19 protein-coding genes and 1 pseudogene are annotated in these 26,456 nt (G+C 57.8%); 8 read left to right on the forward strand and 12 right to left on the reverse strand.

The genetic code is table 11. The annotated features are described in order from the left end of the window. Window positions 1–15 precede the first annotated feature (15 nt). Window positions 16–1,029 carry an SIS domain-containing protein gene (locus ACS5RD_RS13055; RefSeq protein ID WP_489927790.1) on the reverse strand — a complete coding sequence of 338 codons (1,014 nt, stop codon included), beginning with the start codon at window positions 1,027–1,029 and terminating at the stop codon, window positions 16–18. Between the two features lie 365 nt (window positions 1,030–1,394). Between ACS5RD_RS13055 and ACS5RD_RS13060 the strand changes: the two genes are divergently transcribed. Beyond that, window positions 1,395–2,951: a D-aminopeptidase gene (locus ACS5RD_RS13060; RefSeq protein WP_489927791.1), complete on the forward strand. Its 1,557-nt coding sequence runs from the start codon at window positions 1,395–1,397 to the stop codon at window positions 2,949–2,951. A 179-nt stretch (window positions 2,952–3,130) separates the two neighbouring features. On the opposite strand, the gene ACS5RD_RS13065 is transcribed toward ACS5RD_RS13060, so the two are convergent. The 7 genes and pseudogenes from ACS5RD_RS13065 to ACS5RD_RS13095 all read right to left on the reverse strand — a co-directional run bounded on the left by ACS5RD_RS13065 (window position 3,131) and on the right by ACS5RD_RS13095 (window position 8,672). Then, window positions 3,131–4,006, reverse strand: coding sequence for a metallophosphoesterase family protein (locus tag ACS5RD_RS13065; protein ID WP_489927792.1), 876 nt, complete (start codon window positions 4,004–4,006; stop codon window positions 3,131–3,133). A 79-nt stretch (window positions 4,007–4,085) separates the two neighbouring features. Further along, the gene (locus ACS5RD_RS13070) at window positions 4,086–4,388 is read right to left on the reverse strand and encodes a DUF6634 family protein (RefSeq protein ID WP_489927793.1); all 303 of its coding nucleotides are present in this window, start codon (window positions 4,386–4,388) and stop codon (window positions 4,086–4,088) included. Next, window positions 4,385–4,528 carry a hypothetical protein gene (locus ACS5RD_RS13075; protein ID WP_489927794.1) on the reverse strand — a complete coding sequence of 48 codons (144 nt, stop codon included), beginning with the start codon at window positions 4,526–4,528 and terminating at the stop codon, window positions 4,385–4,387. The genes ACS5RD_RS13070 and ACS5RD_RS13075 overlap by 4 nt, the downstream gene beginning before the upstream one ends. Window positions 4,529–4,747: 219 nt before the next feature. Further along, the gene (locus tag ACS5RD_RS13080) at window positions 4,748–5,125 is read right to left on the reverse strand and encodes a M41 family metallopeptidase (RefSeq protein WP_489927795.1); all 378 of its coding nucleotides are present in this window, start codon (window positions 5,123–5,125) and stop codon (window positions 4,748–4,750) included. A 192-nt stretch (window positions 5,126–5,317) separates the two neighbouring features. Further along, window positions 5,318–6,075 (reverse strand): IS5 family transposase gene (locus ACS5RD_RS13085; protein WP_489927796.1). Its coding sequence is split into 2 segments (ribosomal slippage): window positions 5,318–5,757 and window positions 5,757–6,075, totalling 759 coding nucleotides; the frame shifts between segments, so codons are not numbered across the junction. Between the two features lie 270 nt (window positions 6,076–6,345). Continuing rightward, window positions 6,346–7,315: pseudogene (locus tag ACS5RD_RS13090) on the reverse strand (IS5 family transposase). Window positions 7,316–7,643: 328 nt separating this feature from the next. Continuing rightward, window positions 7,644–8,672, reverse strand: a complete 1,029-nt coding sequence (locus tag ACS5RD_RS13095; protein ID WP_489927797.1) for an IS110 family RNA-guided transposase — start codon at window positions 8,670–8,672, stop codon at window positions 7,644–7,646. 656 nt (window positions 8,673–9,328) lie between these two features. Between ACS5RD_RS13095 and ACS5RD_RS13100 the strand changes: the two genes are divergently transcribed. Continuing rightward, complete coding sequence (locus ACS5RD_RS13100) at window positions 9,329–9,859, forward strand: LuxR C-terminal-related transcriptional regulator (protein WP_054008894.1); 531 nt, start codon at window positions 9,329–9,331, stop codon at window positions 9,857–9,859. Window positions 9,860–10,267: 408 nt separating this feature from the next. Here the strand turns inward: ACS5RD_RS13100 and ACS5RD_RS13105 are convergent, their stop codons facing one another. From ACS5RD_RS13105 to ACS5RD_RS13115, 3 genes are read right to left on the reverse strand one after another with little or no spacing between them, the layout of a single operon-like run. Beyond that, a complete protein-coding gene (locus ACS5RD_RS13105) occupies window positions 10,268–11,797 on the reverse strand; it encodes a nucleoside/nucleotide kinase family protein (RefSeq protein WP_489927798.1) in 1,530 nt (509 codons plus the stop codon). Further along, a complete protein-coding gene (locus ACS5RD_RS13110) occupies window positions 11,794–13,218 on the reverse strand; it encodes an MATE family efflux transporter (RefSeq protein WP_489927799.1) in 1,425 nt (474 codons plus the stop codon). Before ACS5RD_RS13110 ends, ACS5RD_RS13105 begins: the two co-directional genes overlap by 4 nt. Then, entirely contained in the window at window positions 13,215–14,060 is an 846-nt protein-coding gene (locus ACS5RD_RS13115) for an AAA family ATPase (protein WP_489927800.1), read from the reverse strand. Before ACS5RD_RS13115 ends, ACS5RD_RS13110 begins: the two co-directional genes overlap by 4 nt. 615 nt (window positions 14,061–14,675) lie before the next feature. On the opposite strand from ACS5RD_RS13115, the gene ACS5RD_RS13120 reads away from it, so the two are divergent. The 6 genes from ACS5RD_RS13120 to ACS5RD_RS13145 all read left to right on the forward strand — a co-directional run bounded on the left by ACS5RD_RS13120 (window position 14,676) and on the right by ACS5RD_RS13145 (window position 25,060). After that, window positions 14,676–15,521 (forward strand): hypothetical protein, encoded by an 846-nt coding sequence (locus ACS5RD_RS13120; RefSeq protein WP_489927801.1) that lies wholly within the window; start codon window positions 14,676–14,678, stop codon window positions 15,519–15,521. A gap of 43 nt (window positions 15,522–15,564) precedes the next feature. Next, window positions 15,565–16,821: a glycosyltransferase gene (locus tag ACS5RD_RS13125; RefSeq protein ID WP_489927802.1), complete on the forward strand. Its 1,257-nt coding sequence runs from the start codon at window positions 15,565–15,567 to the stop codon at window positions 16,819–16,821. A 97-nt stretch (window positions 16,822–16,918) separates the two neighbouring features. After that, entirely contained in the window at window positions 16,919–18,076 is a 1,158-nt protein-coding gene (locus ACS5RD_RS13130) for an O-antigen ligase family protein (protein WP_489927803.1), read from the forward strand. A gap of 399 nt (window positions 18,077–18,475) precedes the next feature. Next, window positions 18,476–20,485 (forward strand): GumC family protein, encoded by a 2,010-nt coding sequence (locus ACS5RD_RS13135; RefSeq protein ID WP_489927804.1) that lies wholly within the window; start codon window positions 18,476–18,478, stop codon window positions 20,483–20,485. Between the two features lie 232 nt (window positions 20,486–20,717). Next, a complete protein-coding gene (locus tag ACS5RD_RS13140) occupies window positions 20,718–22,691 on the forward strand; it encodes a Calx-beta domain-containing protein (RefSeq protein ID WP_489927805.1) in 1,974 nt (657 codons plus the stop codon). 494 nt (window positions 22,692–23,185) lie between these two features. Beyond that, complete coding sequence (locus tag ACS5RD_RS13145; protein ID WP_489927806.1) at window positions 23,186–25,060, forward strand: calcium-binding protein; 1,875 nt, start codon at window positions 23,186–23,188, stop codon at window positions 25,058–25,060. 216 nt (window positions 25,061–25,276) lie between these two features. Here the strand turns inward: ACS5RD_RS13145 and ACS5RD_RS13150 are convergent. Further along, window positions 25,277–26,364, reverse strand: a protein-coding gene (locus ACS5RD_RS13150; protein ID WP_489927807.1) for an IS3 family transposase whose coding sequence is annotated in 2 segments (ribosomal slippage) — window positions 25,277–26,109 and window positions 26,109–26,364 — 1,089 coding nt in all. Because the reading frame shifts where the segments join, the coding sequence is not laid out codon by codon here. Window positions 26,365–26,456 lie beyond the last annotated feature (92 nt).

Consider the following 26,456-nt stretch of genomic DNA (forward strand, 5'->3'; position numbering starts at 1 on the left):
CTCCCCTCACTGGCCTTAATAGGCGACGCGCTTGTAGTAGCGCCGGGTCACCAGCGGGTGATTGCGCATCACCTCCAGATGGGCCGAGAGCCGCTCCAGGATCGTTGCCATGAAAGCCGGAGAAAGCAGCGCCCGCAAGCGGGGAGAGGTCGCTTCGGGCACGAAGTCTGCGGTGTCGAGCACGGTGAAATGGTCGGTATATTGCGGCGCAAAGCTGGCCACCCGATCAGCCAACGCGCCCGCTTCATCCTCGCCGCGCAGCAGGATCAGGCTGACGCTTTTGTCGATCAGCTCCAGCGGGCCGTGGAAGAAATCGGCGGCATGGACCGGGCGGGTGCGGATCCATTGCATCTCTTCCAGAATGCAGGTCGCGTAGTAGTTGGTGGCTGGCCACATGTTTCCGGCGGCGGTGAACATATGGTAATCGGCCCTGGCGATGATGCGGGCGAAGTCATCGGCCTTCGGCTCAAAGCCGCGTTTGGTGGCCAAAAGTGCTTGCGGCAGGCCCTGCATCTCGGCCAGCACCGCGTCGTAATCGTCGATCTCAGCCCGGGCTTTCATGACTGAAAGCGCCACCAGCAGCGCCTGAATGTAGAACGATTCGCTGGAGGTATCATCCGCCGCAAAGTTCACCAAGGCCGGATTGCCGCCAAGGCCCAGCGGGGTGTCGGCATGACCGATCAGGGTGATCACCTGCGCGCCGATCTGTTTCAGCTGGTTCAGCATCGCCACGCTTTCCTTGGTGGTGCCGGACAGCGACGGCATGATAACGATCGAACGCGCCGTCAGATTGCGATTGCCGGACACCAGCAGTTCTGCGGGGTAGTCGCGGAACACCTGAAAGCCCGAGTGGCGCTGCAAAAGCTGGATGGCGGGTTCCATCAGGTAAGCAACGCCGCCAGTGCCGAGAAAGAACAGATTCTCCGCCCCCGCGGCAAGGGCCGCAGAGATCGCGGCGTCGATCTGGGGAGCAAGGGCCACGGCGCCCTGCTGGATGTTCAGAAAGCGGGCTTCGTCGAAATTGAGCATGGCTGGTCCTGCTGATGCTGCCCCAACGGGGCTGTTTCATGTTGTCTTACAACAATGTTGTCTGACAACATGAAGCACCAACAAATTAGTCTGTCAACGGGAAAGGCCGCCCAGATTGACCAACGGATGAGGCTTGAAGGCGGCGAGCGCGCCAGCTTGTACGCACCGTATAGCAAGTGCTGTTTGGTGCTTTATATCTGTTCAAGGTCAGCGTCGTCCGCAACCGACCCAATGCGAACGGTTAGAAGTTGCTGCTGCGGACCAACATGGGGCCTGGAATTATGATTAAGTAGCCAAACAGCAATAGCCCCAATGGGTTTCATCTCAACCCCAACCCACTGCCGAACTGGAACAGGTGACGTGCCATGACGAAGATCGACCTTGATGCCGTGACTGCGACCCTTGATAAGCTGCCCAAACTCTATCCCGGACTGGGTGGTGTGGCGGGGGTGATGCTGGATGGCAAGGTGATTGCTGCCCGCGCGTGGGGGTATGCGAATGTTGATACCGCGCAGCCGATGACCATCGGCACGCGGCTGCCGATCTGCTCGATCTCCAAGCAATTCACCTGTCAGGTGCTTTTGGCCACTCTGGGCGAGCCTGCCAGGCTAGATGGCAAAGTGTCTGCGTTCTTGCCGCAGTTCACCGGACCACTGCCAACCGTCAAACAGATGTGCGACAACCAGTCTGGCCTGCGCGATTATTGGGCCTTGACGGTCTTGCAGGGCGCTTTTGCCGAACAGCCGTTCCGGCGCGAGGATGCGCTGCCGCTGATCGCGCGGATGAAGACCGGGCATTTCCCGCCCGGCACGCAATACTCCTACTGCAATTGCAACTTCCGCATCTTGTCCGAGATGCTTGAGGCCGAAACCGGCTTGGCGCTGGATGTGCTTTACAAGCAACACATCTGGGGTCCGGCACAGATGAAAACCGCCGTGCTGACCGCCGACACCAGCCGCCCAGAAGATGGTGTGGTGGGCTATGAGGGCAACGACGCGACCGGGTTTTTCCCCGCCGAGAATGCAATCTATTGGGTGGGTGATGCGGGGATTTCCGCCTCGCTCTCGGACATGCTTGCCTATGAAGCTTGGATTGATGCCACACGCGACGATGAAAACAGTCTTTATCGCCGAGTTTCGGCCCCCCCATGTTTCGCGGATGGTACGCCCGCCGCTTATGGCTACGGGCTTTCGCGTGAAATGATCGCCGGGCTTGAGTTCAGCGGTCATGGCGGGGCCTTGCGCGGGTTCCGGGTGCATCGATTAAATGCCCGCACGGCGCGGTTGTCAGTGGTGGTGATATTCAACCACGAGGCCGATGCCCATGGCGCGGCAGAAGCTTTGGTTCAGGCGGCGATGGCCCAAAATCCTCCGGCAGAGCCGCCGTTGCCCGATGGCTGGGATGGCCAGTGGATCGGTCCCAATGGGCTTCTCACGCGCTTGGAATGTGGACGCAACTTTGCCAAATTACGCCATGCCAGCGGGGTCGAGCGACTCACGCTGGCCGCGGACGGCGCGCTGTCTTCGCCGGGGGCGGTGCTTGCGCGCGGGGCGACGGGCGTGACTCTGACGCGCCCGAAGGACAACACCGAAGCCATGTTAACGCCTTTGGCGGTTCTCGACAGCGCCAACGCAGCCGAGATTGCCGGGCACTACCATTCGCCCGAGTTGGACGCCTCGATGGAAATTGAGGCACGGGATGGTGCTGCTTATGCGCGGTTCACTGGCCTGCTGGGCAGCGGACGGATGGAGCGGATGGCACCCGCAGGCCTTGATGTGTGGACAGTTGCCACCCGCCGTTCCATGGACGCGCCCGCACCGGGTGACTGGACGATGGTGATACAGCGAGATGCCAAAGGTGGGGTTGGCGGACTCACTTTAGGCTGCTGGCTAGTCCGTGAAGTGGCCTATCTACGTGTCTGAGCAAATTTGATTATCCCGATGTCGCAAGCCTCTGGCGCAGGGATGGCTGTTTCGTTCGAGTTTGCAACATTGCATATCGCAAGAAGGCGGTGCTGATGCCGATATTGCGATGTCTATGACGTGTCAAAACGCGTCCTCTTGAGCGATTCTGGCCTATTCCTGCGGTCCTTTGCGAAATGCTATAGGGCAACATTCGCCCCCTGCTGAGATGATCGGTCGAAAACACTGCTTCCGCCACTGTCGTTGTAGCTCGCTCTTTGCGCTTTATTATTGTGCCATTTCCCCTCTGCTTGTGTTCTCGTTGAATCCTTGGCCCCGGGGCAGGCTTGCGATCCGCCCCGTAGCTTGCGCTTTTCTTCACAGGCCAAACCTTTGGCCCTGCATTTATGCTGTGATCGCGACCAGCCCGCGCAGAACGTGCGCGGCTTCCGTGCCATCGGCGATCTCATCGGGGTAGCCGAAGGAGATATTGTTGATCGGCACGCCGTGAATTTTGCCGCTGAACTGGCGATGAGTGTGGCCGAAGAACGAGCCGTCGGGGCGACGCGTGCCGATCCAAACCTCCAGATTGGAGGCAAAGCGGCTGAGAGGCCGTTGAGCGGCGCTAGGGCAGCGGCGCATGGGGCGTGATGGGTGATCATGAGGCGCTGTCCGTCCCAAGGTTTGGCCATGGCTTGGCTGAGCCAGTCCAGATGGTCTTGATGGACAGTGATGGTGTTCTCAGGACCGATCTGGCCGCTCGCCATATCTTCGTCGCAGCGGATGCGCCTATAGTCTGGCATTGTCATGCGACTGCGGCGCATGGCGGCATCGCCGTCCAAGTGTCCGTTCCAGTAGTCATGATTGCCCGGAATGATCCAAACCCGCGCAGGATCGATCAAGCGGCCGATGCGCGATAGCGCGCGCGGCCACTGATACATCGGATTGTTGGCGAGATCGCCAGCGATGATCAGGCCGTCAAGATGACTGATGATCGGCGCGGTGGATGCGAATGGATCGCGGCCCTCGCGCATCCAAGCATTGAGATACAGATCGGCGGTGATCAGGATAGTCATAGCGGCACTCCGATCGAGTGAATCCTGCCAAAGGGCACCAAGGCCACTGCGCGGAGCTTTGCGCGATCAAACATTGCCATCACAGCCCCCGATCCCCTGCGCGGGCCTGCGATATGAAATCAGCCAGAATGCTGTCCAACAGCGTCGTGTCATCAAGCGGCACGAAGATGTCAAACTGGGAAGCGCAGGCGCGGCGCTTCTCTTCCGACAGCGTGGCAGGCGGTTGGCCGCTCATGCCGCCGCCCGGAATGGGGTCTGCAAGGCGAAACCAGCGACTGATGCTGCGTGTCCATCCCGCCCTATAGTCAATGGCGATCAGGCGTGACGTGGCCATCATCGTGTCATCAAAGCGCGGATGGCCGCTGACCAGTCCCCAAATCACCGGGCTGCCGTGGCGGCTGAGCAATATGCGCCAGTCCCTGAGCAGGGGGCCTCAGCCATCTCTGCTGGCGTGGGGCCAGCTTCGGCGGCGCGGATGGCGATCAAGACGCGTCTAAGATCATGCTTCAATTCTGGTGCCATGAATGTTCTCCTGAATGCGAAAGGCTAGAGTTTGGGCGCGCGCCGCGCGCGGCCAGTTTTTGTTTGAGAGACGCAGCACGGGTTGGCGCCAGGGATCTGCAACCGACATTGGCGGCTGTCACACATCAACTGCCGCCTCGGAAGCCTGAGGCAAAGCCGGGCGGCGCAGCTGATCCGGCCAGAGCTTGGCCTCTGGTTCCTGAATCTCGCGCGCGATTATCAGCTGTCGTGCCACCGCCTCCAGCAAGTCGCGGTTGACGCTAAGGACATGCAAGGCACGAGCTTCTGCTGCCTCGAGATATTCGCGCACCCCGACCGCCAAGTGGGATCGAGCAGCAGCGCTTTGTCGGCGTCCCCGATCCAGACCGGACCACAGGCACCGAGGCCATATTGCGTGTGGATTGCCAGCGCCATCGCGGTCGCTTCGGCGAGATCGGACGCCGCACTGCCACCCGCACCGCTCGAGATATTGCCGAGCACGAGGTATTCGGCGGCCCGACCTGCCATGTGCTGGGCAAGGATGGCCTCGATATCAATCATCAGGCCCGACTTGGCATCCGGATCCCACTGGACGAACCCGCCGCCCGTCCCGCTCAAGGAAAATTCTGCGCACAACTCCCATCTCAAGTGCCGCACAGACAGTGGCATGGCCACATTCGTGAACCGCCACACTCCAGTCGATGCTGGGATCACTCTGGACGCTAAAGATGGCCTGCAGATCCTTGATCGTGACGGTCTGATCGTGTGCGCGCACACCAGCCCGCAGCTAGGGTCCAGACTCATTGATCGTCAAAGCCAGAACAAGACGGTTGCGGCGAGAGCGACGGCGGAGAGGAAGACTTTTGGGCATCTGTCGTAACGTGTTGCCACCCGCCGCCAGTCTTTGAGACGGCCAAACATGATCTCAATCCGATTGCGGCGTTTGTATCGGCGTTTATCGTATTTGACAGGCTTCGCGCGTGACTTCCGGCCGGGGATGCAAGGCGTGATCCCCTTGTTTTTCAGGGCGTCTCGGAACCAGTCGGCGTCATAACCCCGGTCAGCCAGCAGCCACGTCGCTTTGGGTAAGCTGCCCAGTAAGGCCGCAGCGCCGGTGTAATCGCTGACCTGACCTGCGGTCATGAAGAAGCGGATCGGTCGGCCGTTTTCGTCAGTGACGGCATGCAGTTTGGTATTCATGCCACCTTTGGTCCGGCCAATCAGACGACCGCGCCCCCCTTTTTCACCCCAAGGCTTGAAGCCGTGCGGTGCGCCTTGAGATAGGTCGCGTCGATCATCACCGTCTTCGGGACCGCCGCCTCGGAGGCCAACCCTTCCATCATCCGGGCAAAGACGCCCATGTCGCCCCATCGCTTCCAACGGTTGTAAAGCGTCTTCGCCGGGCCGTATTCCTTCGGCGCGTCAGACCAACGCAAGCCATTGCGATTGATGAAGATAATGCCGCTCAAGACCCGACGATCATCGACACGCGGCACCCCGTGGCTCTTGGGAAAGAAGGGTTTAAGTCGAGCCATCTGCTCGTCCGTCAGCCAGTAAAGGTTGCTCATTGCTCAGTCTCCTTGCGGAGCCTGAATCACGGCTGCGTTGCAAAATCAATAGGTCCTGACCCTAAAACCCAAAATGGTTTAAGCAGTGGCTCGATAATAGAAAAATGACCACTTGGTCCTATCGCTTCGACATTCTAAAAAGCAGGCGAAGACAGGATCCGAAGAAAAGGGCATGGCAATTTTGAAAGTGTTTCCACATGTCGCTGTCCGGATGCTATTTGGAAAATAGAGGATCGACATGTGCAAGTGCCTTGGGCTCTGTTGCATAAATCAGCCCCGGGACGAGTTGCGCCTTTCCTTGGATAGCCTCATCCCACGCGTTGAGTTTGCGGGGGTTCCGAGGGCCGTGAAGCGGTTCAGGATTGCGGCCCTGATCTGTATCTCGGCCACCTGCCTGTCGAAGTCGCGCGCCATCACGCGTTCTCCGAGCAGCTTGAAGCACCGCACTTTGTTTCGATCAGGCTTCGTCGGTGGCAGCCGCTCCACCGCCTGCAGATCGTGCGGCCAAGGCGACGGGTGGCACGGACAGTTTCATTCCTGGCCTGCGCGCCCGGTGTGTTCTCCAGCCATGGCCGTGCATTCTTGCGCGCGGCAATGTCGGCACAGGCGCTGCGCGCCGCGATGGCGGCGTGGCACGCCCGGGTGTCATAAGCACCATCGGCGCTCACCTTGCCGATGGGCTGATCAGTGGGGATCTGGTTCAGCAGTTCGGGCAGCATTGGCGCATCCCCAACCCAGCTACCGGTCACCTCGATGGCGCGGATCTCCAGCGTATCTGCGTCAATCCCTAGGTGAACCTTGCGCCATTGGCGTGGCTTGGAGAGCCCATGTTTCTTGGCGAACCACGCGCCTTCGCCTTCGGCCTTGATCCCGGTGCGGTCAATCAAGAGGTGCAGCGCACCTGTGCTAGGCCGGTAGGGAATGGCGACATCCAGACCCTACCGGCGACGGGGCAGCGTGCCGAAATCCGGCACTGGCCAATCCAGGCCGGCCAGTTCAAGCAGGCTTGCCACCAGCCCCGTCGTCTGCCGCAATGGCAACCCGAACCGCGCCTTCAATGTCAGGCACGCTTGGATAGCAGCGTCGGTGAAGGTGGCAGAGCGGCCCCGCTTTCCGCTGGGCCGCTCTGCCAGACCGTCTCTGAGTCAAACCAGATCAGCAGCGAGCCTTGCTGCTTCAGGGCGGCGTTGTAAGAGCGCCAGTTTGTCGTGCGGTAGGTCGGAGGTGTAGGTTCGCTCATGGCCCTGCCACTAACACCATGGAGTCACACAGGGAATCCCTCGCGATTTGTGCATGTATGGATGCCCCCGTTGGTGCAAGTGGTTTTTGAACGGCTTGAGCGTGTGATCGGGTGCGGTCATGTATCAGGCCTCTCGTTGCGGCGATTGACACAGCCGCGGGCCGGTATGGCGATGCGCGGATCAGAAGCAGATCAACAAACCGAGCTCATTGGCTCCAGCACAAATACTGCCTTCTCTGACCCGGATCTTGCCGATCCTTTGCCCTTACAGTTCATTGACCTCCTCACACTCCCGACGCGCCGGGGCGGAATGGAAGGCGCAGTGTGCCTATGCCATCGTCGCCACGGGGTTCCGGTAATCTTCTTGTTTCGTCATCATGGCCCAGAGGCCACGGGCCATCTTGTTGGCAAGTGCAATCGCGGCAACCATGCGAGGCTTTCGAGCCCGCAGGCGCGACAGCCAACCATTGTTCGGAGTGCCAAACCGTTCGACCGCTTGAAGAACAGCCATCGCGCCGGAGACCAGGAGTGTGCGGATATCTCGCTGCCCCATCTTCGACGTCTTGCCCAGCCGGGCTTTGCCGCCCGTCGAGTGCTGTTTTGGCACGAGCCCGAGCCACGCGGCAAAGTCGCGCCCGCGCCGGAAGGTCGCCAGATCAGGTGCAAATGTCTCGATCGCAAGCGCCGTGATCGGACCCACGCCCGGCATGGTTTGGAACCGCCTCGCCAGATCGGCTTCTTTGGCCGCGCTCCTCATCTTCTGGTCAAGCTCGGAAACCCGAGCATTCAGCCCTGCAATTTGCACCAGATACATCTGGCCCAGGTTCCGGACGCCCTCGGGCAAAGCTATATCGCTATCTTCAATCGCATCCGCGAGCCGCTTGAGTTGCGCTGTCCCCGTCGCCGCGACCAGTCCATGCTCAGCGAGGTGGCCGCGCAAGGCGTTGATCATCTGGGTGCGCTGGCCGACGAACATCTGCCGCGTGCGAAACAGCATGGCGCGGGCCTGCTGTGCTTCCGTCTTTACCGCGACCGGGCGCATGGTGGGGCGCAACGCCGCCTCGACAATGGCCTCCGCATCCGCCGCGTCGTTTTTCTGGCGCTTTACGAACGGCTTCACATAGATCGGCGGGATCAAGCGCACATCGTGTCCCAGCTTCTCAAACTCGCGGCCCCAGCCATGGGCCGTGGCGCAAGCCTCCATGGCGACAACGCACCTGGGTTGCTGGGCAAAGAACGCCAGCAACTGCCCCCGAGAAAGCTTCTTGCGAAACACAACCGACCCGTCGGCGCGCGCGCCATGCAACTGGAAAACGCGCTTTGCAAGGTCAATGCCGATGATGGTAACTTCCGACATGGATGTCCTCTCTTCCTGTGATGGCTTCAACAATCATCACATTGGCACATTGCGATGCCGTCAGGAGGGGGCATCCACGCCATCAACAGAGCCGTGGAGGCTCCTCAAGCATCTTGTCGAGAAAATTCTACTTCTGCAGCCTTTTACCTTTTGAGGGGGATACCCGTATAGATTTAGTGATATCAGATTTAATACAATCTAAAATTGTAATTTGATCCGTTTCCGCAGCAAAACTCTGGCAACGTCACCCGAACGTAGGACCTGCGAGGATCGAACAGACGGCAACGAATCCAAGTTTACGTTTGCTCTAATTTATGTTACACTTTTGCCACTGATACTTTAGTGGCACCCAAGGAGTTTCATTTCTCATGTATAAAGTTATTTCGCCTTAGTTATTTATTCCTTGTTGCTGAAATATTTGAAATTGTGTTCAGTGCCATGGAGGAATTTTTGTGAGGAAAATATATCAAATATCTATTGTGGATCCTAATTCGCTTTCCAGTGAAGGCGTTAGGCATGCCTTGAATGGGCGAGGCTTTCACATCGTCGACCGGTGGAGAACGGTTGATGAAGCCATCGACTGCGCTCCACCAGCTTTTGATCTTGAGGCCATTCTCATAAATCAGGCAAAAAACGCATTACCGCGGGAGCATACCATGATGGAGCTTCGACAGGCCTATCCCGGGACGCGGATAGCGCTTATTGGCGAGTCTCCTGATCCAGAGCGCATTCGGGATGCAATTAAGGCTGAATTTGATGGCTTTATACTTGAAACAATCCACATCACAGCATTTCCAAAAGCAATTGAGCTGTTGATACTCGGCGAGCGGGTCTTTCCGCCCCTGCCGCTTGAGACACCCGTCAAAACCTCTTCTGTTACGCTATTAAGACCTAAGACTGCAGCGCTTGAGGCGTTATCGGCGAGTGAGATGCGGGTGCTAGCTTTACTTTCGACTGCCTTGGCAAACAAAGTCATTGCCCGTGATCTTGGCATTTCAGAGTCGACGGTCAAAGTCCATGTGAAGGCAATTTTACGCAAAACGGGATCACGAAATAGAACAGATGCAGCACTTTTGGCACAAGGCATAGAAGCCAAACCCTATTTTGATGATTTAGCAAGTAAGAAGATTGAGGGAGTTCTGAAATTTCCGCCACTCGACGGAGCGTCAAGCATGGAAAGACATTAGTTCGCGCTTGATATTAATGCGAGTATGAAAGTGCCTCCTATGCAGCAAGCACAGGTTCGAAAATAGTTGTCTTAGGTGAATAAATTATTCTTAAATATGTGCAGTTCTTGATTGTTCGATCAGTCGAACCGCTCGCCAGAGTGAATAATTCAGAACTTCGCGATCATTGCAATGAGCGAACCGTATATTTCTCTGTTAAAATATGATGATCCCCAACCCGAATACTACTTACCCTCGCAAGAGGATTCTTGAATCGCAACTTTTGAAATTGACGCATTCATTGCGAATCTCAAAACTACTCATATTGTCACTGCCCTATTAACGTTATCCATGGGCTTCAACGATAAAACAAGATACCTGGTAAGAATGGATGGCAATATTGATACTGGGCATTGGAGGATGTTTATTTCAAATTCCCCCCCATACTGCATATAGAACCTCTGCGACTGACTGTTCCAGCGGCCCATCGGTATTGATCACCAGAACTGGAATGTCCGCAATCTCTGCCATCGTCTCAAGGTCCCGTCGCCGCAGGACACTGTCGGGATCTGGACCGTCAAGCTTACACCGGGACGCATCGCGCAGCAGCGTGGTCTGGATCGGCGCAGCCAGTCGAATCACCATATCCGGTTTAGGAAGATCGTCATAAAGCTTTGCTTCCAGCCGCATTAGCGCCGCCTTCCATCGCGATCCACAAGCCGCAATGGCAGCCTCGCCAAACTGTCTGCCATCAATGGCACCAATCCCCGAGGGAGGATAACGATCCGTGATGACCACTGCGCCAGCCGTCGCCAAACGCCGCGACTTGAACAGCAGAGCTCTGCGGTCGTGGGCCAGCAACAGCATGCGCACCACATAGGCATATGAGAAATTCAATTCCACACGACGTTCCGGCTTCTGGTATTGCCCCGAACGCTCGCCCGGAAGCAGGCGGCGCAGCATCGGCAACAGCAGTCTGAACGGCGCTGAAAGCAAAGTTGCTGGCGGTTTGCCGATATGGACCCGGCGCACATCAAGTTGTTTACCAAGCCGATCTTCCAAGGCTGCTCCAAGCGTTGACTTGCCGCTCGCCTTTGGACCTATCATGGCGACAAGCGCGCCGCCCGAGACAAGGCTCACTGACTTGTGCCTCCGCAGGCGGGATGCAACCAACATGCCGATGCGGCGAAAACGCGAGGCAAACCCTGCGAAATAGCCCAAGCGTCGCCATTCTCGCAGCCGCCACGCCAGCCCGACGCCGATCCGAATGCGCGCAATTTTATGCGCAGAATTGGCGATGGTTGCGATCACCGCCTCGAACTCTCCCTCGCGCGCAGCTGGAACGCACTCCGCCCAAATCTGCTTGGCAACGGTTGCATCTGCTTGATCGCGCAGCCAAGCGAGTTCGCGAGGAACATCTGAATAATGCCGGTTCACCATGTAGAACTCAACCAAACTGGTGTGCTTGAGCGCAATACGAAGCAAGAACACCACCAATTCGGCCTCGGCGACGGGCACCGGAAGACCCATCAACTCACGCAGGTTCGAGAATAGGATTTTTTCAAGCGGCAGATGGTAGCTTTTCACCAGACTGTCGCCGGTCACGATTTGGAAATAGGCATGAACATGCACCAGCCGCAGACTATTCGGATCCAGCGCAAAGGCATGTAAAACTCCGGGGTGACCACCGCCATCCCGCGACCGCGCAAGCTTGAATCCACAGTCAATCAATGCCTCAAAGAACTGCGTGGCGTCAGAGCGCAACACCAGCAAATCCAAATCTTCCTTACCACTGAGGCTGTCGCCCAATCGGATATTGCTTTTCCAATGGCAGTAGCACACCTGACGTTGCTTCAATGCCGCAACCAGATTGCGGATCGGGCCAAGCTCTGACCCACCGTGTCCTGTCTGAGTGCTCTGTGCACCGTCTATATTCTGATTGCGCAATGCTTCATTCATGACTGCCCCCGCATTTTCAAGACTGCTTTGCCCAACCGTGAAAATGTCACTGCCACAGCTTTAAGTGATAGATTTCCGCCGCAGGCGAGGCCAGGACGCAGCTTAAAACGGCGGGACAGGAAAATTGCCATGCCGATATTCCAGCCGATCATGCTGAGAGTCGTTGCCACAGCGACACCCATCATGCCGAATGGAATCACAAGCAGGGCCGCGCCAAGGATTGTGACCGCGGCAGCTGTTGCCATCAGAGTAGCGCCCTGCCGTTCGTGACCTGTCATAGTGAAAAGGTGCTGCTGTGGTCCGGCCGCCGCCGCCGCGAGTTGTCCAAACACCAAAACAATAAGCACCGGCCCGGCTGTGACGAATTGCGGCCCGAACCACGGCAGAAGAATCGGCGCTCCGGCGATCAACGGCAGCGCGACCACGAGCGTGGAGGCAAGTGACAGCGCCGCAGATCGCGCCATCAGTCGTTGCAGTGCCACCATGTCTCCTCGGGCATAAAGCGCAGAAACCGTCGGCGCAAAAAGCGCAGAGAGCGCCATACGAGGCAGGGCCACCAACTGGGCAAGGTTGAAGGCGACGGCAAAAATCCCGGCGCCTAGCGTGTCATTTCGCAACCCGATGATCAGAATGCCAGCACGCGACATGATTGTGTCGGCCAACATGATAAGCGTGAGTGAAACGGCGGGGCGCAGCCAGTCGCGTATTGAATAGCAAGGTGCGGCGGTGACCAGTTCCGGTGGCTTTCGGCTTATCAGGAACCGCTGGATGAACAGCACGGTGATGAACGCCGTAGCAAGGGTCGCGGCCATTGCGGTGACTGCATCGGGCGGCGCGAGACCGCCCAGCACCAACGCCGCGAGTATGAGGAATGCGATCAAGTCCCGCAAGATCCGCTCTGGCAGCATCGAGACGATGATAGCGCCAAATGCGCGCAGTGCCGAAGCGCCAATAAGCCGGAGCGTCATCAGTGGCACCACTATGGCTCCGATCAGCAAGGCACGGGCAAGTTCGCCCTGCGCGTGAAGCAGCAAACGCTCTGCTGCGATCGCAAGGGCTGCCACTGCAATCCCGGTCAACGCCCCGCCTCGAAACGCGAAGCGCATCACGCCATGCGCCCGCGCCCAGTCGCCGTGCACGCGATAGGTCGGCAACAAGCGAAGCAGCGAGGTGCTAAGCCCAAGCGTGGAAATATAGGCAAGCATAGTTACCCAAGCGATCACATAGGCAAAGATCCCGAAGCTCTCGGCTCCGATCAGGCGCACGGTTCCCAGTTGCACACCAAAACTCAGCGCGGCTCCCGCCACCAGAACCAAGAAAGCGTAGGAACTGGTTGTCAGCAGTCGAACGCCAGCCAATGCCGATTCAGGATGGTGCTGTGGCAAAGTGGCATCTGCCTTGTGTATCACATCAACCTTCATGGGAGGATTGCCCCATGTGATCGCGCGAGTCGGCGCGCTTGGCCAAGTGCCAGAGCAGTAGTGGTAATCAATGCCACAGCGGACTCGAGGTCGTTTTGATCTCTGCCAGAGACTTGAAGGACGCAAAGGTTCCGCTTCTGCAACTTGGCATAAATCGCAGCAAAAATATCGTCGAGACCTTTGGTGTCCGCGGGCGGGCGCTCAAGCGCTCGCGCCGCAAAACCTTGCTTTGCATGTCTTTGACCAAGCCTTATCCCAGAGATATCGGGTGAAACGCACAGCCTCACTGCAATATTGGGAAGCGGAACCACATCGAGCGCCCGCGCCAGCACCCGATCATCAGAGCGCTTGGAGTCGAGCGCCAAGCCTGCGATTGCGCAGAGATAGCCTTGGTCTTGCACCAATAGCCCCTTCACCGAGGCAAATCGCGTCAGGCCCGCGATGTATCGGCGCCGACGCAGTGAAGCCGACCAGTGTGGCAGTGGCATCAACTGCAGCAGAGCTTCCGTCACTGGATCGCTCCAAATGATTTGCGACACCGCGCCCCCCAGTTTGGAGAGCCTCGACGCCAGTGCAGATCTGCGACCCGCCCCGGATTCATCTGGACGCGCGCTGATCGCAAGCCGCACTGCCAGACCATGAAGCGCCAAATCCGCCGCCACCGCACGCGCGAGCGTGGTCTTCCCGGCTCCTGGCGGCCCAAAGATTTCAATGGTGATCCGTTCGCCTAAGCTGTCAACCGCCTCCCGGCCATCGGAGGCACTGCCGTTCGCATACGGCATCTGGATATTTTGCGTCGCTTGGCCCCGGATCTGTTCCAAAGAACTGCCGCCGAGAGTCACGGCACCCACCGCGAAAACCAAGCAGCCCTAGAGGGTTGCCATCTTACGAGATTGGATAGGCAGACCATAGCGGCGTCAGGACCAGGATTTTTAATTTGCTGCCTGTCTAACGGGCAAAACGGAAATAGGTGGAAATCCATAGCAACCTTCCAACTTCCAAATTCCAAAAACTCTTTTAGCTACACCTAGCTACACCAGCCTAGCGCCCCGCGACGTGGCGGTGAAAGAACTCTTAAGAGTAGATCGTTTGCATGTGATACCCCCAAGAAGGGGGTTTCTACCTCTCAAGAGTTAGCCTCTACCCATATGAACACTGTCGAGACGCTGTTGGGCGCGGGATACTGCCTGACCAGTCCAAATTTTCGGAACTGGGTGTCTCAGGCCTGTCATTGGCGAAATTAATATGAGGGCGAACCCAATGTTGGGGCCTGCTTGGGATTTGGCGCGGGTTGTCGATTTCCCTCCTTGCCTGACAACGGCATTTTCCCGCTATTTCAAAGGGAGACTGCAATGCGCTATTCTGCGTCAGGGTCCGATCTGGGCCGATTCAGTGCTGATAAAATTGCCCCGACATCACACAAAGTACTGACATCACACAAAGTGTGGAAGCTGCTAATGATCACCATCGTCGGTATGACGGGGTGGTTGTGGCAGGCAACAGCGGGCCGCGCCATTGGCGAGAATGTGCGGCTGCATTTCACGGTAAATCACCGCAAAGACTTTCCGCAAGCCGTGGCGATCGGCTTCAACCTCGCCGATGTCTCAACGGTTGCGGCGCTCGACGCGCTGCCAGATGGCACTAAGGGTATCTTATGGATGCGCAACTACAATAACGCGCTCTGTTCTTGGCAAACCAGCGATGATGAGACAGCGGCAATCGTGCGCGCGGCGCATGGCAATCCCAAGTTCAGCGGTATTTATTTCATCGCGGACACGCCGCATCCAGCCGTTTGCCGGGAGGCTCCGCAGCAAATTGCCGAGCGCACCGCATTGATCCACCAAAACGATCCCGACGGACGCAGCTTTATTGCGGTGAGCGGTGGTTTCAAATTTCCGGCAGAATTTGCGCAATTGGCCAATGCGGCCGATCTGATTGGCGTCGTCGTCTATCCTTGCAACACGAAAAAGCCCCGCTGCGAAATGGACAAGATCGCCGAGCGGGTTGGGCGCGCGCGTTCCGCAGGAATTCCCATTGAGCGGCTGGTGCCAGTTTTTCAGGCCTTTGGTCAGGCCTGCTCGGCTGCAGAGAGGAAATGGTATCGGCTGCCCACCGAGGAGGAGATGATCGAGGTTTTCGCGATCTGGGACAAACTGCTGCCACCGCAGACGCGTCCTTTCGACATGACTTACTCGTGGGGCGAGCAAACGCAGCAAGCTTGTCCAAGCCTCTCCACTGCAGATGGCAGCGATTATCCAGACCTTCAAACGCTTTACGCGAGGTATTTCGCGTCGATGAGATGATCGCATTGCATGTCGTACTGTTTTGCCGAAAGGAATTGCCATCATGACCGCCCATATCCTGTTCATTGCCGGCGTCGACTCTGACCTGCGCTTGCCTTTCGTTCGCGCGGTGCGCGATCACGGCTTTCGGGTCAGTATGGCTGCAAGCGGAGGTGGGGCGGCCTACGAGCGTGCAGGGATTGAATTCGTGCCGTTTCCCTTTGATCGCTTCATCTCTCCACTCAGCGACTGGCGCGCGATCCGCCGTCTGGGCGATATCCTCGCGCGCTTGCAACCTGATATTGCGCAGGGCTTTGACACCAAGCCATGCCTGATGTTGCCGCTTGCCGCGCAAAACCCCGATCTGTTGGTGATCCGCACGATTTGCGGGCGGGGTTGGGTCTATTCGTCGCGTTCTCCTGTCGCCATGTGCGCGCGGCTTGCCTATCGGGCATTGCACGGGTTTGCGGCGCGGCGTACCAATGCCACCGTGTTTCAAAACCGGACCGACCGCGCGTTTTTCGAACAATATGGCATTGCCGGCGCGCAGTCAGTGGTGATCCCGGCGGGTGGCGGCGGCATTGATCCCGAAGGTTTCGAGCAAGCACTGCACGGCGCGGCGACGCCAGCAGCCCTGCGCGCCGAACTCGGGCTGGGGCATGCCGAGGTGGTCATTACCGTCTCAAGAATCACGCGTCAGAAGGGAATACCCGCGCTGTTGAAGGCCGCCGATCTGGTGCATCGGCAGCGTCGTGGCGTGCGGTTTCTGCTGGTTGGTCCGCGCGATAGCGAAGGCCCACTGGCGATTTCTGAGGCCGAGCTTGCGGAGTATGCGCCTACGGTGATCGCCATTGGCCCCCGGACAGATGTGCCCGCTCTGCTGCGGATGGCCGATGTCTTTGCTTTTCCGACGGAATATTCCGAAGGGGTTCCACGGGTTCTGCTTGAGGCAGCCCTGGCTGGCCTGCCGATCGTCACGACGAGCATGCCCGGTTGCCTGGAAGTGATTGAGGACGGGCTGACTGGCAGGGTGGTACCGGCTCGTTCGCCAGAAAAGCTGGCCGAGCAAATTCTGGCAGCTCTGGTTCACCGCGACGAAAGCGCCGCAATGGCAGCCCGGCTGCCAGAACGGGTTCGTGCAAATTTTTCGGTCGCAGGCGGTGCCGAGCGCCATGCAGCTTTGTATCACGCGTTGCTGGCAAATCGGTCTCATTCGAGTGCCATTGTTCCGATCCCGACCGGGGAACGGGAACTTGCACCGGTCGCCACCGCGCGGTCTTACAGCTCGTCTGCACGATCACTGCCCGACACCGACGAATGAGACAGCCATGATCGCAACACTTCTGGCACTCGGATTGGTGATCTCAGCCGCGACGCAACTGCGCGTCGGCGGGCTTCCCTTGGGGCCAGGAGAGATCGTGCTGCTGGTCTGGTTGTGCCTTGCCGGTCTGCGCCAACTGTTGTCGCGTCCGCTGATCCTGAACCCAGCGCTGACTCGGGTTTTGTGCTTTTGGTTTGTCATGGTGGTTAGCTTGTGCGTAGGGATGACCGTGGGTCTGGTGGTGGAACCCTTTCAAGACTATGACGGCATGCTTCGCGATGCTATCGCTTATGCCTTCGTGTTTAGCTTTAGCGCGATGATGGCGCTTACGCTGTCTGACGCGGCGGAAAGACGTCAGCTCTGCTGGCGCATTGTCGTGATTGGCAGCATATCGCTGATCCTGCAAATCGGCGGCGGCTTGGGGAAAATACCGATGCCGGGGGTTGATCCTTGGTACTGGGACCGTCTGAGGGGATGGGCCGAAAACCCCAACCAGCTCGGTTTTTTTGCGCTTTTCATCACGCTTATGGGCCTGCATCTCGCAGATCAGGCCGCCAATAAAATCGAGAGCTTGCAAGCCTTAAGTGCCATTGTGCCCGCATTCGTGGCTGGGCTGATGTCTCGCAGCGACAGTTTCGTTATCGGACTTATCGTGTCGGGCGGGCTGTTTATCACCTTGAAATCCGTGGCCTGGCTGCAAGATACAGAGATGGCTCCTACCCTGCGCGGAGCGGCGGTCGCGCTTGGGCTTTTGGCGCTGCCACTCGCTATCATCATTTCGGTGCCGTTCGCATCCGCGGCGCTCAGCAGCATCGAGCGCGTCTCTAATGAGGTCTACGCTGACAATGAGCAGGGTGACACCCGGCTCCATCTATGGGCCGAGGCCATTAATAAGGGTATCCAGTCGGGGCTTGTTGGTTTCGGCCCCGGCCCGCATCTGACCAGCAAGTCCTTCAAACGCCCTCCACCTGACAAATTCGAGGTTCACAACACCCTTCTCGATCTGCTCACTCAGGGTGGCATTGTGGCGATGGTCGCTTTTGTCTGGATATCATTCACAGCCTTGTTCGCCGTAGCGCGAGCGGGACATCCGGCGTTGGCGGGGCTTGTTGCCGGGCTTTTAGTGTTCAGCATGTTTCACTACGTCTTGCGGCAACCGATTTTCTGGTTCGGAATCGTGCTCTGCCTGCTCAGTATGACGCGATCGGTCGAAAGCCTATCACCCCGTTTGTCGGCGCGGCGCGCAACCCAGTAATCGGCGCGTGCAAAGGCGGTTGCGCTATTTCATAGCAAGGCGGATGACAGCGCCATGAACGAAAATTATTAGGAAACTAATAGCCCACCACCTCTTTGGGGTTAGTGTTCTTACTCCGTATGGTGCTTCGCGCATGTCTCAGGCCGTGCGATAACCAAGTCATATTGCCACATACGCGCCAAAGACGGTGCGAGAGTCAGATGGCGCGTAAAGGCCCTGTAAAAGATAGAAATTAACGTTGAAGCTTTGCCGCGGAGGAATCCTAGATCAATGTTTCCGATGTCGATTGGCCACCGCGTCATACGGTGACTCTACTGGCCGTTGGTTTGGCAATTGCACGTTGGTTCTTGTTAGCGCGACCTGTCCTCTACGCGGCTCTTTTCGTGAAGGTATTTTACTATGATCCATCGCCGTTCCAACGATTTGCACTTTAGCCAGATCATGTTGCTGCTGCGGCGGCGCCGCGGTTTCATCGCTTCAATTGTACTTTTGGGGGGGGCCGCCGCCACGGCGATCGGGCTAACCCTTCCGCCCTATTACACGGCGAAGGCGCAGCTGCTCTACCAGGCAGAGGCGCAGATCGGGCCCGAGCGCTCCGAAGACGCTGCGGTGGACACGCTGGTCGAAATGCTGAACTCGCCTGGCCATTTGCGCCGCTTGGCAAAGAGCTTTGAACTTGATCCCGGCTCGACCGGAACGGTTGCGTTGGCGGAGCCTACTCAAAGCGAGACCATCAAAATGCCAACCACTTCCGCACCGTCAGTGCTGGATTACAACGCGCTCGATCAGGGCCTGAACGTCTACAAGGAGCGCCAGTCGCGTCTGGTTGCGGTCACCTTTCGCAGTACCGATCCTGAAACGGCTGCACTTGCGGCAAATCGCGCAGTCAAACTCTATCTTGATCACGAGTCTGACTTTCAGCGTGAGGCGCGTGCGCAAGCTTTGCGTTCGGTATCCGATCGCATGCCTGACGCGCTTGCAAGGATCGATCAGGCCGAGGGCGCTCTGCGCGAACATAAAATCAAATTTGGCTTGGCCGATGCCGCTGGCTCTGATCCGAACGACAAACAGATTGGAGAATTCACCCGGCAACTGATCATCGCGCAGTCCGATCTGGCCGCGCGCGACGTGCAGCTCGAGAACCTCAAAGCTCAACACCGCAGCGCCTCCGAGGGAGGCACTGAGATCCCAACTGGCTTTGCGCGCGTCGCGGCGACGGATCAGCTGGATAATACGGACAGAGATGCTACCCAGCCGTTGAGCGAAGATCAGCAGCTTGAGATCACACAACTGACGCTGGGCCGTGATGCGGTCGCAGCGCGCTTGAGTGATATCGAGAAGCAACTGACCACCCTGCAAGAGGCGAATGCCAAGACGACGCCCGCGTGGATCCGTCTGCGCGAACTGGAACGCGAGGCGAATGCCGCTGGCGAGGCATATGAGAATCTGCAGCGCCAGAAAGATGATCTGCAGGGTCAGGGCAGTGTTCGCCTCTCTGTGCGCGTTGTCAGCATGGCCGATGTGCCCGATCTTCCCAGTTCGCCAAATCCGCTGCTTTTCGTGGCGCCAGCACTTATTGCCTCGCTTCTTATCGGCGGCTTTCTTGCGGTTCTGTTCGAGCGGCTCGACCAGCGCTTACGCAGTGAACGTGACGTCGAAGAAACCCTCGACGCGCCTTGCATCGGCATGGTGCCAGCCATCTCGAGTCGCGTGCGCGCAAACATGTCGCAACTGCTGCACAACGAACCCTATGCGCCCTATACCGAGGCGATCCGTTCGGTCTATGTTGCGGCAACCCGAGGTTCGGCGCGCAGTATCCTTGTGACTTCCAGCGCTTTGGGAGACGGCAAATCCACGCTTGTGCGCAGCTTGGCTGCTTTTGCAGAGCGGCTGGGGCAGCGGGTTTTGGTGATCGATTTCGATCTGCGTCATACCCCAATGTCACCGCTTGTTGATAAGGACAAACGCGACAAGACGCCCGGCGCTGAAACCCGTGCGAACGAGCCAACATGGGAAGCCATGATCCGGACGACAAAGAAAGATGGCATCGATTATCTGACCATGCCGCGCTTGCATTTGGATCCACTCACGGTGCTGTTAAACGAGGATTTTTCGGGTCTGCTGAAACAGCTGCGGCAGAATTACGACTGCATATTGATCGACAGTGCGCCAGTGGGCGGAGCCACCGAAACTCGACTTCTAGCCTTGATGGTGGATCGCGTCATCTTCACGGTGCGTTGGGGCGTGACCGAGGCGGGAACGGCCCTTGCCGCGGTGCAACAGCTGCGTGCCACGTCGGCAATGGCGCAAAGCATTCCGATTGCAGTTGTGGTCAATCAGGTGGATCTGCGCGCGCATCGACGTGGCGGCTACAGCGAACCTGTCGCAATGGCGTCGGCGCCCGCGTGATGAGGAGGCAGTCTCTGCATCAACCGCACACACCCGGTAGGAGCGTTCAGGTGCTGCGCTCGGTTACTGCAGGCGATGGCTACCCCGAAGGCTCTCAAGCCTACTCATAATAGTCGGAAGATTCAGCGGGGGAGCACTTATACTGGGATCAGCGACAAGCCTGAGTCAGCGTCAGTGTTAACCGCTTGGATGGGCCGTTTTTTGCAAAAATTTGCACTGGGGAGATTCGAGAGTGGGCAAGCCAATCTGGACAAAACCGATCATAGGAACGGATCTGAGTGAGGAGTTGGGCGGGACGGCCAAATCGGACCTGATCTGGGGGCTGATTGGCGATGATCGGCTCTATGGGAAAGGCGGCGACGACACGCTTTACGCCGGTGCTGGCAATGATATGCTCGATGGCGGTATTGGTCGGGACGTGCTGTTCGGCGGAGCAGGCGACGATACTTACCGCGTCGATGACGGGGGCGATGTGGTCAGCGAGATGACAACAGCTGGTCAGGACGACGGCGGCATTGACACGGTGAGCAGCACGATCAGCTACACGCTTGGCGGATTCCTAGAGAAACTGGTCCTTGCAGGCACCGCTGCAATTGATGGCGCTGGCAATGCGCTCGACAACAACATCAAGGGCAATGATGCCAGTAACGTGCTGTTCGGCGACGATGGCGCGGACACAATCTATGGCTATGATGGCAATGACGTCTTGATTGGTGGATCTGGTCGAGACTATTACACCGGGGGCTTGGGCGCAGACACATTTGTTCTGAAGTCTGAGGGGGCCATCTACGACAAGATTTACGACTATTCCGCCGGAGACAAACTTGGCATTGTGGCCAGCGAATTCGGTCTCTCGGAAGGAGCTGGATTGAATGGCGGCGTGCTGGACGCGGGCTATTTCGTAACAGGCAGCGCAGCGACAGTAAGCGGGCATGGGCAGTTCGTGTTTGATGCGGTGAAAGCCGAATTGTTTTGGGATGCCGACGGGGTTGGTACGGTCAAGCAAGTCAGGATCGCCCAGATCACCACGAGCACAGCGCTTTCTGCAAGTCAGTTCATTGCCTTTGGCGCAGCCGAGTCCACGTCCGTTTCTGTGGCCACGATGGAGTCGTCCCCACGGGCAGAAGACGACGGATCAGTCTATTTCAAGCTATCGCTTTCACAAGCCGCGAGCCAAGACGTCATGGTGACATGCAGCACGGTGAATGGAACGGCGATCGGCGGGCTGGATTTCACGGCTTTGTCATCGTTCAATGTGTTGATCAAGGCCGGGCAAACGACGGCCTATGTGCCGATTGCCCTGCTCAATGACAACATGGCGGAAGGTGTCGAGAGCTTTTCGCTCATAGTTGATGCCGCGCGTTTTGCTGGAAGCGGCAATGTCGTGCCGATTGGCTTGGGCATAGCGAACACCAGCATCACTGATGAAGGCCCCAGCATTGTTGCCGTCCGCGACCTAGTGGCCATGGGGATGGTCGATCCCTCGGCCGTCGCCTATAACCCCTTTTCAAATTCGCTGATCATGTCCGACTCTGAAGTCGACGAGGCACCGTTTTCTCGGCCCTACGATCTGTTCTCAGTCGGCCTCGATGGCAGCACGATCTCGAAGACTGCGCTGCCGTTCACTGCCGAGGCGACCGGGCTCGCATATGACGCGACCAGAGGAAATCTCTACATTACGGATGACGACAAATATAAGGTGAATGTCGTGAGCGCCGACAATCCAACCGTGGTCAAATGGTCGTTCACCACGAAAAACCTAGGCGGAAACGATCCCGAGGACATCGCCGTCGATACCAACACCGGAAACTTGTTCATCGTAAACGGCATCGACCGCAAGATCATTGAGGTAGACAATCATGGCACTACCCAGATCAGCAGCTTCGTTCTGCCGACGATGATCGTAGACCCCGAGGCGCTGGCCTTCGATTCCACGAATAACGTCTTCTATGTTGGCGGCGGCTTCAGCGACCTCATCTGGAAGCTCGACCGCAATGGCAATGTGATCGACACCATAACGGCGCTGACGGATTTGCGCTCTGCGGATCACGATTACCGTGTCGCCGTCAAGGATATCGAGATTGCCCCGGCCAGCGATGGCTCGGGTGAAATGCATCTCTATGTGGCCGACTATGGCAATAGCCATGTGGCGGACGGTCGATTGATCGAGATCGATCTCGGAGACTCGGGCTTGCTGATCGTCTGACGTGGTGGGTGGCCGATGAACAAATAGCCGCCACCGTCCAGACCAAATTTAGACACTAAATGTGGGCGTGCCGAAGCCTCGGCACGCTGTTTCTATGCGAATCACCCCAAATATCTACTGAATGGGCCAACGCGACAGCGCGATTTTTCGGCGTGAACTCGCATTTTCTTCAAAACACAAGTCGATAGTTACGCGCAGCGCGGTAACAACAGCGTGAAACCGCCGCCCGCGATTCCCAGCTAAGCGGAAAACTGGCCTGTCCGTTCCAGCGATCAATTCAAATACAGCGCCTTCTCTAAACAATTGAATGCGGTGACAGAACCGACGGACGGTCCTGTCACCGCAGCGCCCTTTTGCTGCCATTTTTACACTTTAGAAGAAATCGCCAGAGCGGAAAGCTGCCGCAAGGTCAGGGCGCCGGATTGACACTTGGAGAGACATGCCGCCTTTGCCGCTTCCAAAATGAGCAAAATAACAATGCTAGGAACCGGGACATGAGCACGATTACCCTCACGCAAGACTACGGATACTCTTCATATCGGATCACCGGACTCGCTGCCGGCACCATTATCGACGCCAGCGCTGCGACCTGGATATTGGACAATAATTCCAGTGACGGCCACAGCGACGCTTATCCAGTGTTGGTATATAGCGCGCCCAATGTGGTTATCGAAGGTGGTACAATCTTAGGCAACATCGACCAAAAGAGTGATTGGACGGACGTTTACGCGATGGGTAACTCCGCTGCCATCAGGACCGAAGATGCGCCCGGCGCCACCATCCGTGACTGGCGCATTTCGAACTCTTGGGATGCCGTTCGTGTCTCTTGGAACAGCGACAATTTCGTCATTGAAGGCGTCTGGGCAAGTGATATTCGTGATGATGCGGTCGAGAATGACCGCCTGCAAAGTGGCACCATCCGCGACAGTCTCTTTGACGGCGCGTTCAGTGGCATCAGCATCGATCCGGACAATGCCAATCCCGTCGATGGTCATAACGAGACCGTGTTAATCGACGGCGTGCTGATGCGCCTGCAACTTTCGCTTTATGAAGGCGCAATGACGCATTCCTCTTTCATCAAGACCGACTCTGCCACCAACGGCACGGTCACACCCAGCCTGCGCTTTGTGAACAACGTGTTTGCCCTCGAGGACGTCAATCATCACAGCTATCGTAGCATGGCGGATGCCTGGGCGCATACGATCGAGTCGAAGAACAACTATTTTCTGAACCTGTCCGACGATCCGTTGGCAAGCGATTATCCGATGCCGCCGAGTGGCTGGACTGTCCTACAGGGTCAAGCTGCGCGCGACTACTGGGCGCACGCCCGTGACGGATGGATCAGCCGCCATGCGGACGCAGGCTCAGGGAATGACACTCTGACCGGCACCGGCGGCAACGACAGCCTCGATGGCTCCGGCGGCAGTGACATTGTGACTGGTGGCGCTGGCAACGACATTATTTTCGGCGGCGGCGGTAACGACTCGCTCTACGGCGGCAATGACAATGACAATTTGACCGCAGGCTCGGGCAACGATCTGATCGACGGCGGGGCGGGCAGCGACTTTGCCATCTACAGCGGAACGTCCAATGTGACGGTGAATCTGTCGCTGACCGGAGCGCAAGCCACTGGCCAAGGCATCGACACCCTTCTAAACATCGAAGATACCGCTTCGGGCGGTGGCAATGACCGGCTGACGGGCAATACTTTGGCCAATATCCTCAACGCGGGAGCGGGCAACGACTCGCTCTACGGCAGCGCTGGCAATGACCAATTGAGCGGCGGCTTTGGCAACGATCTGATCGACGGCGGGGCGGGCAGCGACCTTGCTATTTACAGGGGAACCGTTGGTGTGACGGTGAACCTGTCGCTGACAAGCGCGCAAGTCACTGGCCAAGGCACTGACACGCTGCTCAACATCGAGAATATCAGTGCGGGCAGCGGCAACGATCGACTGACGGGCAACGCTTTGGCCAATATCCTCAGCGCCGGAGCGGGCAATGACTCGCTCTACGGCGGCGCTGGCAATGACATCTTAACAGGCGGAACCGGCGCGGATTCATTCGTGTTCAACAGCTTGCTGCACATAAACAATGTTGATCGGATCACCGATTTCAACGTTGTCGACGATACTATGCGACTGGACAATACGATCTTTACTGGACTGACCGAAGGCGTGCTCTCGGCCGAGTCTTTCCGCGCCAATACGACGGGCTTGGCGGCAGATTCCACCGACCGTATCATCTACGAGACGGATACTGGCAAGGTGTTCTTCGACGCTGACGGCAATGGCTCAGGCGCAGGTGTGCAGTTTGCAACGCTCAATCCAAACCTTGCAGTGACCAACCTGGATTTCTTCATCCTCTAAGACGCTGAAATCATCTCAGTAATCGGGTGATCCCAATATCGCTGGTCGGTCCGCCAAACCGACTAAGCCGCCCCCCATGTTTGGACCCTCTCGCGAGGTTGGGGAGCGGCCGCGCCTACGCTCTGCGATCACAGGCACCGCTGGTGGGAAAACGGCCGGCGGTGCTTGTTCTGCATGGGTAATCCCCCCATTTTTAACGGGGTGCATCCGTAGAACTTACGCGGCCATTTTCAGTTTCTGGGCGGGTGTGATGCCGCCGATGCCCATGTTCGGGCGGTCGTTGTTGCATGTCCATAGCCATTGTGTGGCGTGATCCTGTGCCTCCTCGATGGTTTCGATGATGTATTGGTCGAGCCATTCATGCCGGACGGTGCGGTTGTATCGCTCGATGTAGGCGTTCTGCTGCGGCTGGCCGGGTTGGATGTGCTGGATCGTGATGCCCTGTCTCTCAGCCCAGATCAGCAGCTTGCCACTGATGTATTCCGGGCCGTTGTCGACCCTTATGGTGCCGGGTTTGCCGCGCCATTCGATGATCCGGTCCAGGCTCCGGATGACCCTTTCGGCGGGTAGCGAGAAGTCAACCTCGATACCCAGCCCCTCGCGGTTGAAGTCATCCAGCACGTTCAGCAGCCGAAACGCACGGCCATCACCGAGGCGATCTGCCATGAAGTCCATGGACCAGGTCATGTTGGGTGCCTCGGGCACAGCAAGCACATCAGGTTTGTCCCGCTTCAGCCGCTTGCGGGGCTTGATCCGCAGGTTCAGTTCCAAGGCGCAATAGATCCGATAGACGCGTTTGTGGTTCCACGGATGGCCCTTCACGTTGCGCAGATGCAGAAAGCACAGCCCAAAGCCCCAGGTCTTGCGGGCGTCGGTCAGACCCACCAGAAGGTCGGCGATCTCTTCGTTCTCGGCTTTTAACTTCGGGCCATAGCGATAGCAGGTCTCGCTGACCCCGAAGGCCCGGCGGGCCAGCGCAATGCTGACCTTGTGTCGCGCCACCGCTTTCTCGGCCATCTCGCGGCGTTGAGATGGCCGCGTCATTTTTTTCCGAGAGCCTCTTTCAGCAGGTCGGCTTGCATGCTCAGGTCCGCATACATCCGCTTCAGCCGGCGGTTCTCGTCCTCGATGGCCTTCATCTGGCTGATCAGCGACGCATCCATGCCGCCATACTTCGCCCGCCACTTGTAGAACGACGCATTGCTCATGCCATGCTCGCGGCACAGCTCTGCCACCGGCACACCGCCTTCGGCCTGACGCAGGATCGCAAGAATCTGCGCCTCAGTGTATCTGCTTGTCTTCATTCAGAATCTCCTCGTTCATCTTGGCGAGAAAATTCTACTTATGCAGCCCCTTACTTTCGGGGGGGATTACCCATGGACGAGCCTCAGAACAT

This window comes from Cypionkella sp. PAMC25878 (genome assembly GCF_058135695.1).

Coding starts and splice junctions, on each gene's coding strand:
- ACS5RD_RS13105 (WP_489927798.1), bottom strand. CDS start 11,797: ATGAATGAAGCATTGCGCAATCAGAATATAGACGGTGCACAGAGCACT.
- ACS5RD_RS13135 (WP_489927804.1), top strand. CDS start 18,476: ATGATCCATCGCCGTTCCAACGATTTGCACTTTAGCCAGATCATGTTG.
- ACS5RD_RS13075 (WP_489927794.1), bottom strand. CDS start 4,528: ATGGCACCAGAATTGAAGCATGATCTTAGACGCGTCTTGATCGCCATC.
- ACS5RD_RS13060 (WP_489927791.1), top strand. CDS start 1,395: ATGACGAAGATCGACCTTGATGCCGTGACTGCGACCCTTGATAAGCTG.
- ACS5RD_RS13110 (WP_489927799.1), bottom strand. CDS start 13,218: ATGAAGGTTGATGTGATACACAAGGCAGATGCCACTTTGCCACAGCAC.
- ACS5RD_RS13120 (WP_489927801.1), top strand. CDS start 14,676: ATGATCACCATCGTCGGTATGACGGGGTGGTTGTGGCAGGCAACAGCG.
- ACS5RD_RS13055 (WP_489927790.1), bottom strand. CDS start 1,029: ATGCTCAATTTCGACGAAGCCCGCTTTCTGAACATCCAGCAGGGCGCC.
- ACS5RD_RS13100 (WP_054008894.1), top strand. CDS start 9,329: ATGATGGAGCTTCGACAGGCCTATCCCGGGACGCGGATAGCGCTTATT.
- ACS5RD_RS13145 (WP_489927806.1), top strand. CDS start 23,186: ATGAGCACGATTACCCTCACGCAAGACTACGGATACTCTTCATATCGG.
- ACS5RD_RS13095 (WP_489927797.1), bottom strand. CDS start 8,672: ATGTCGGAAGTTACCATCATCGGCATTGACCTTGCAAAGCGCGTTTTC.
- ACS5RD_RS13125 (WP_489927802.1), top strand. CDS start 15,565: ATGACCGCCCATATCCTGTTCATTGCCGGCGTCGACTCTGACCTGCGC.
- ACS5RD_RS13065 (WP_489927792.1), bottom strand. CDS start 4,006: ATGACTATCCTGATCACCGCCGATCTGTATCTCAATGCTTGGATGCGC.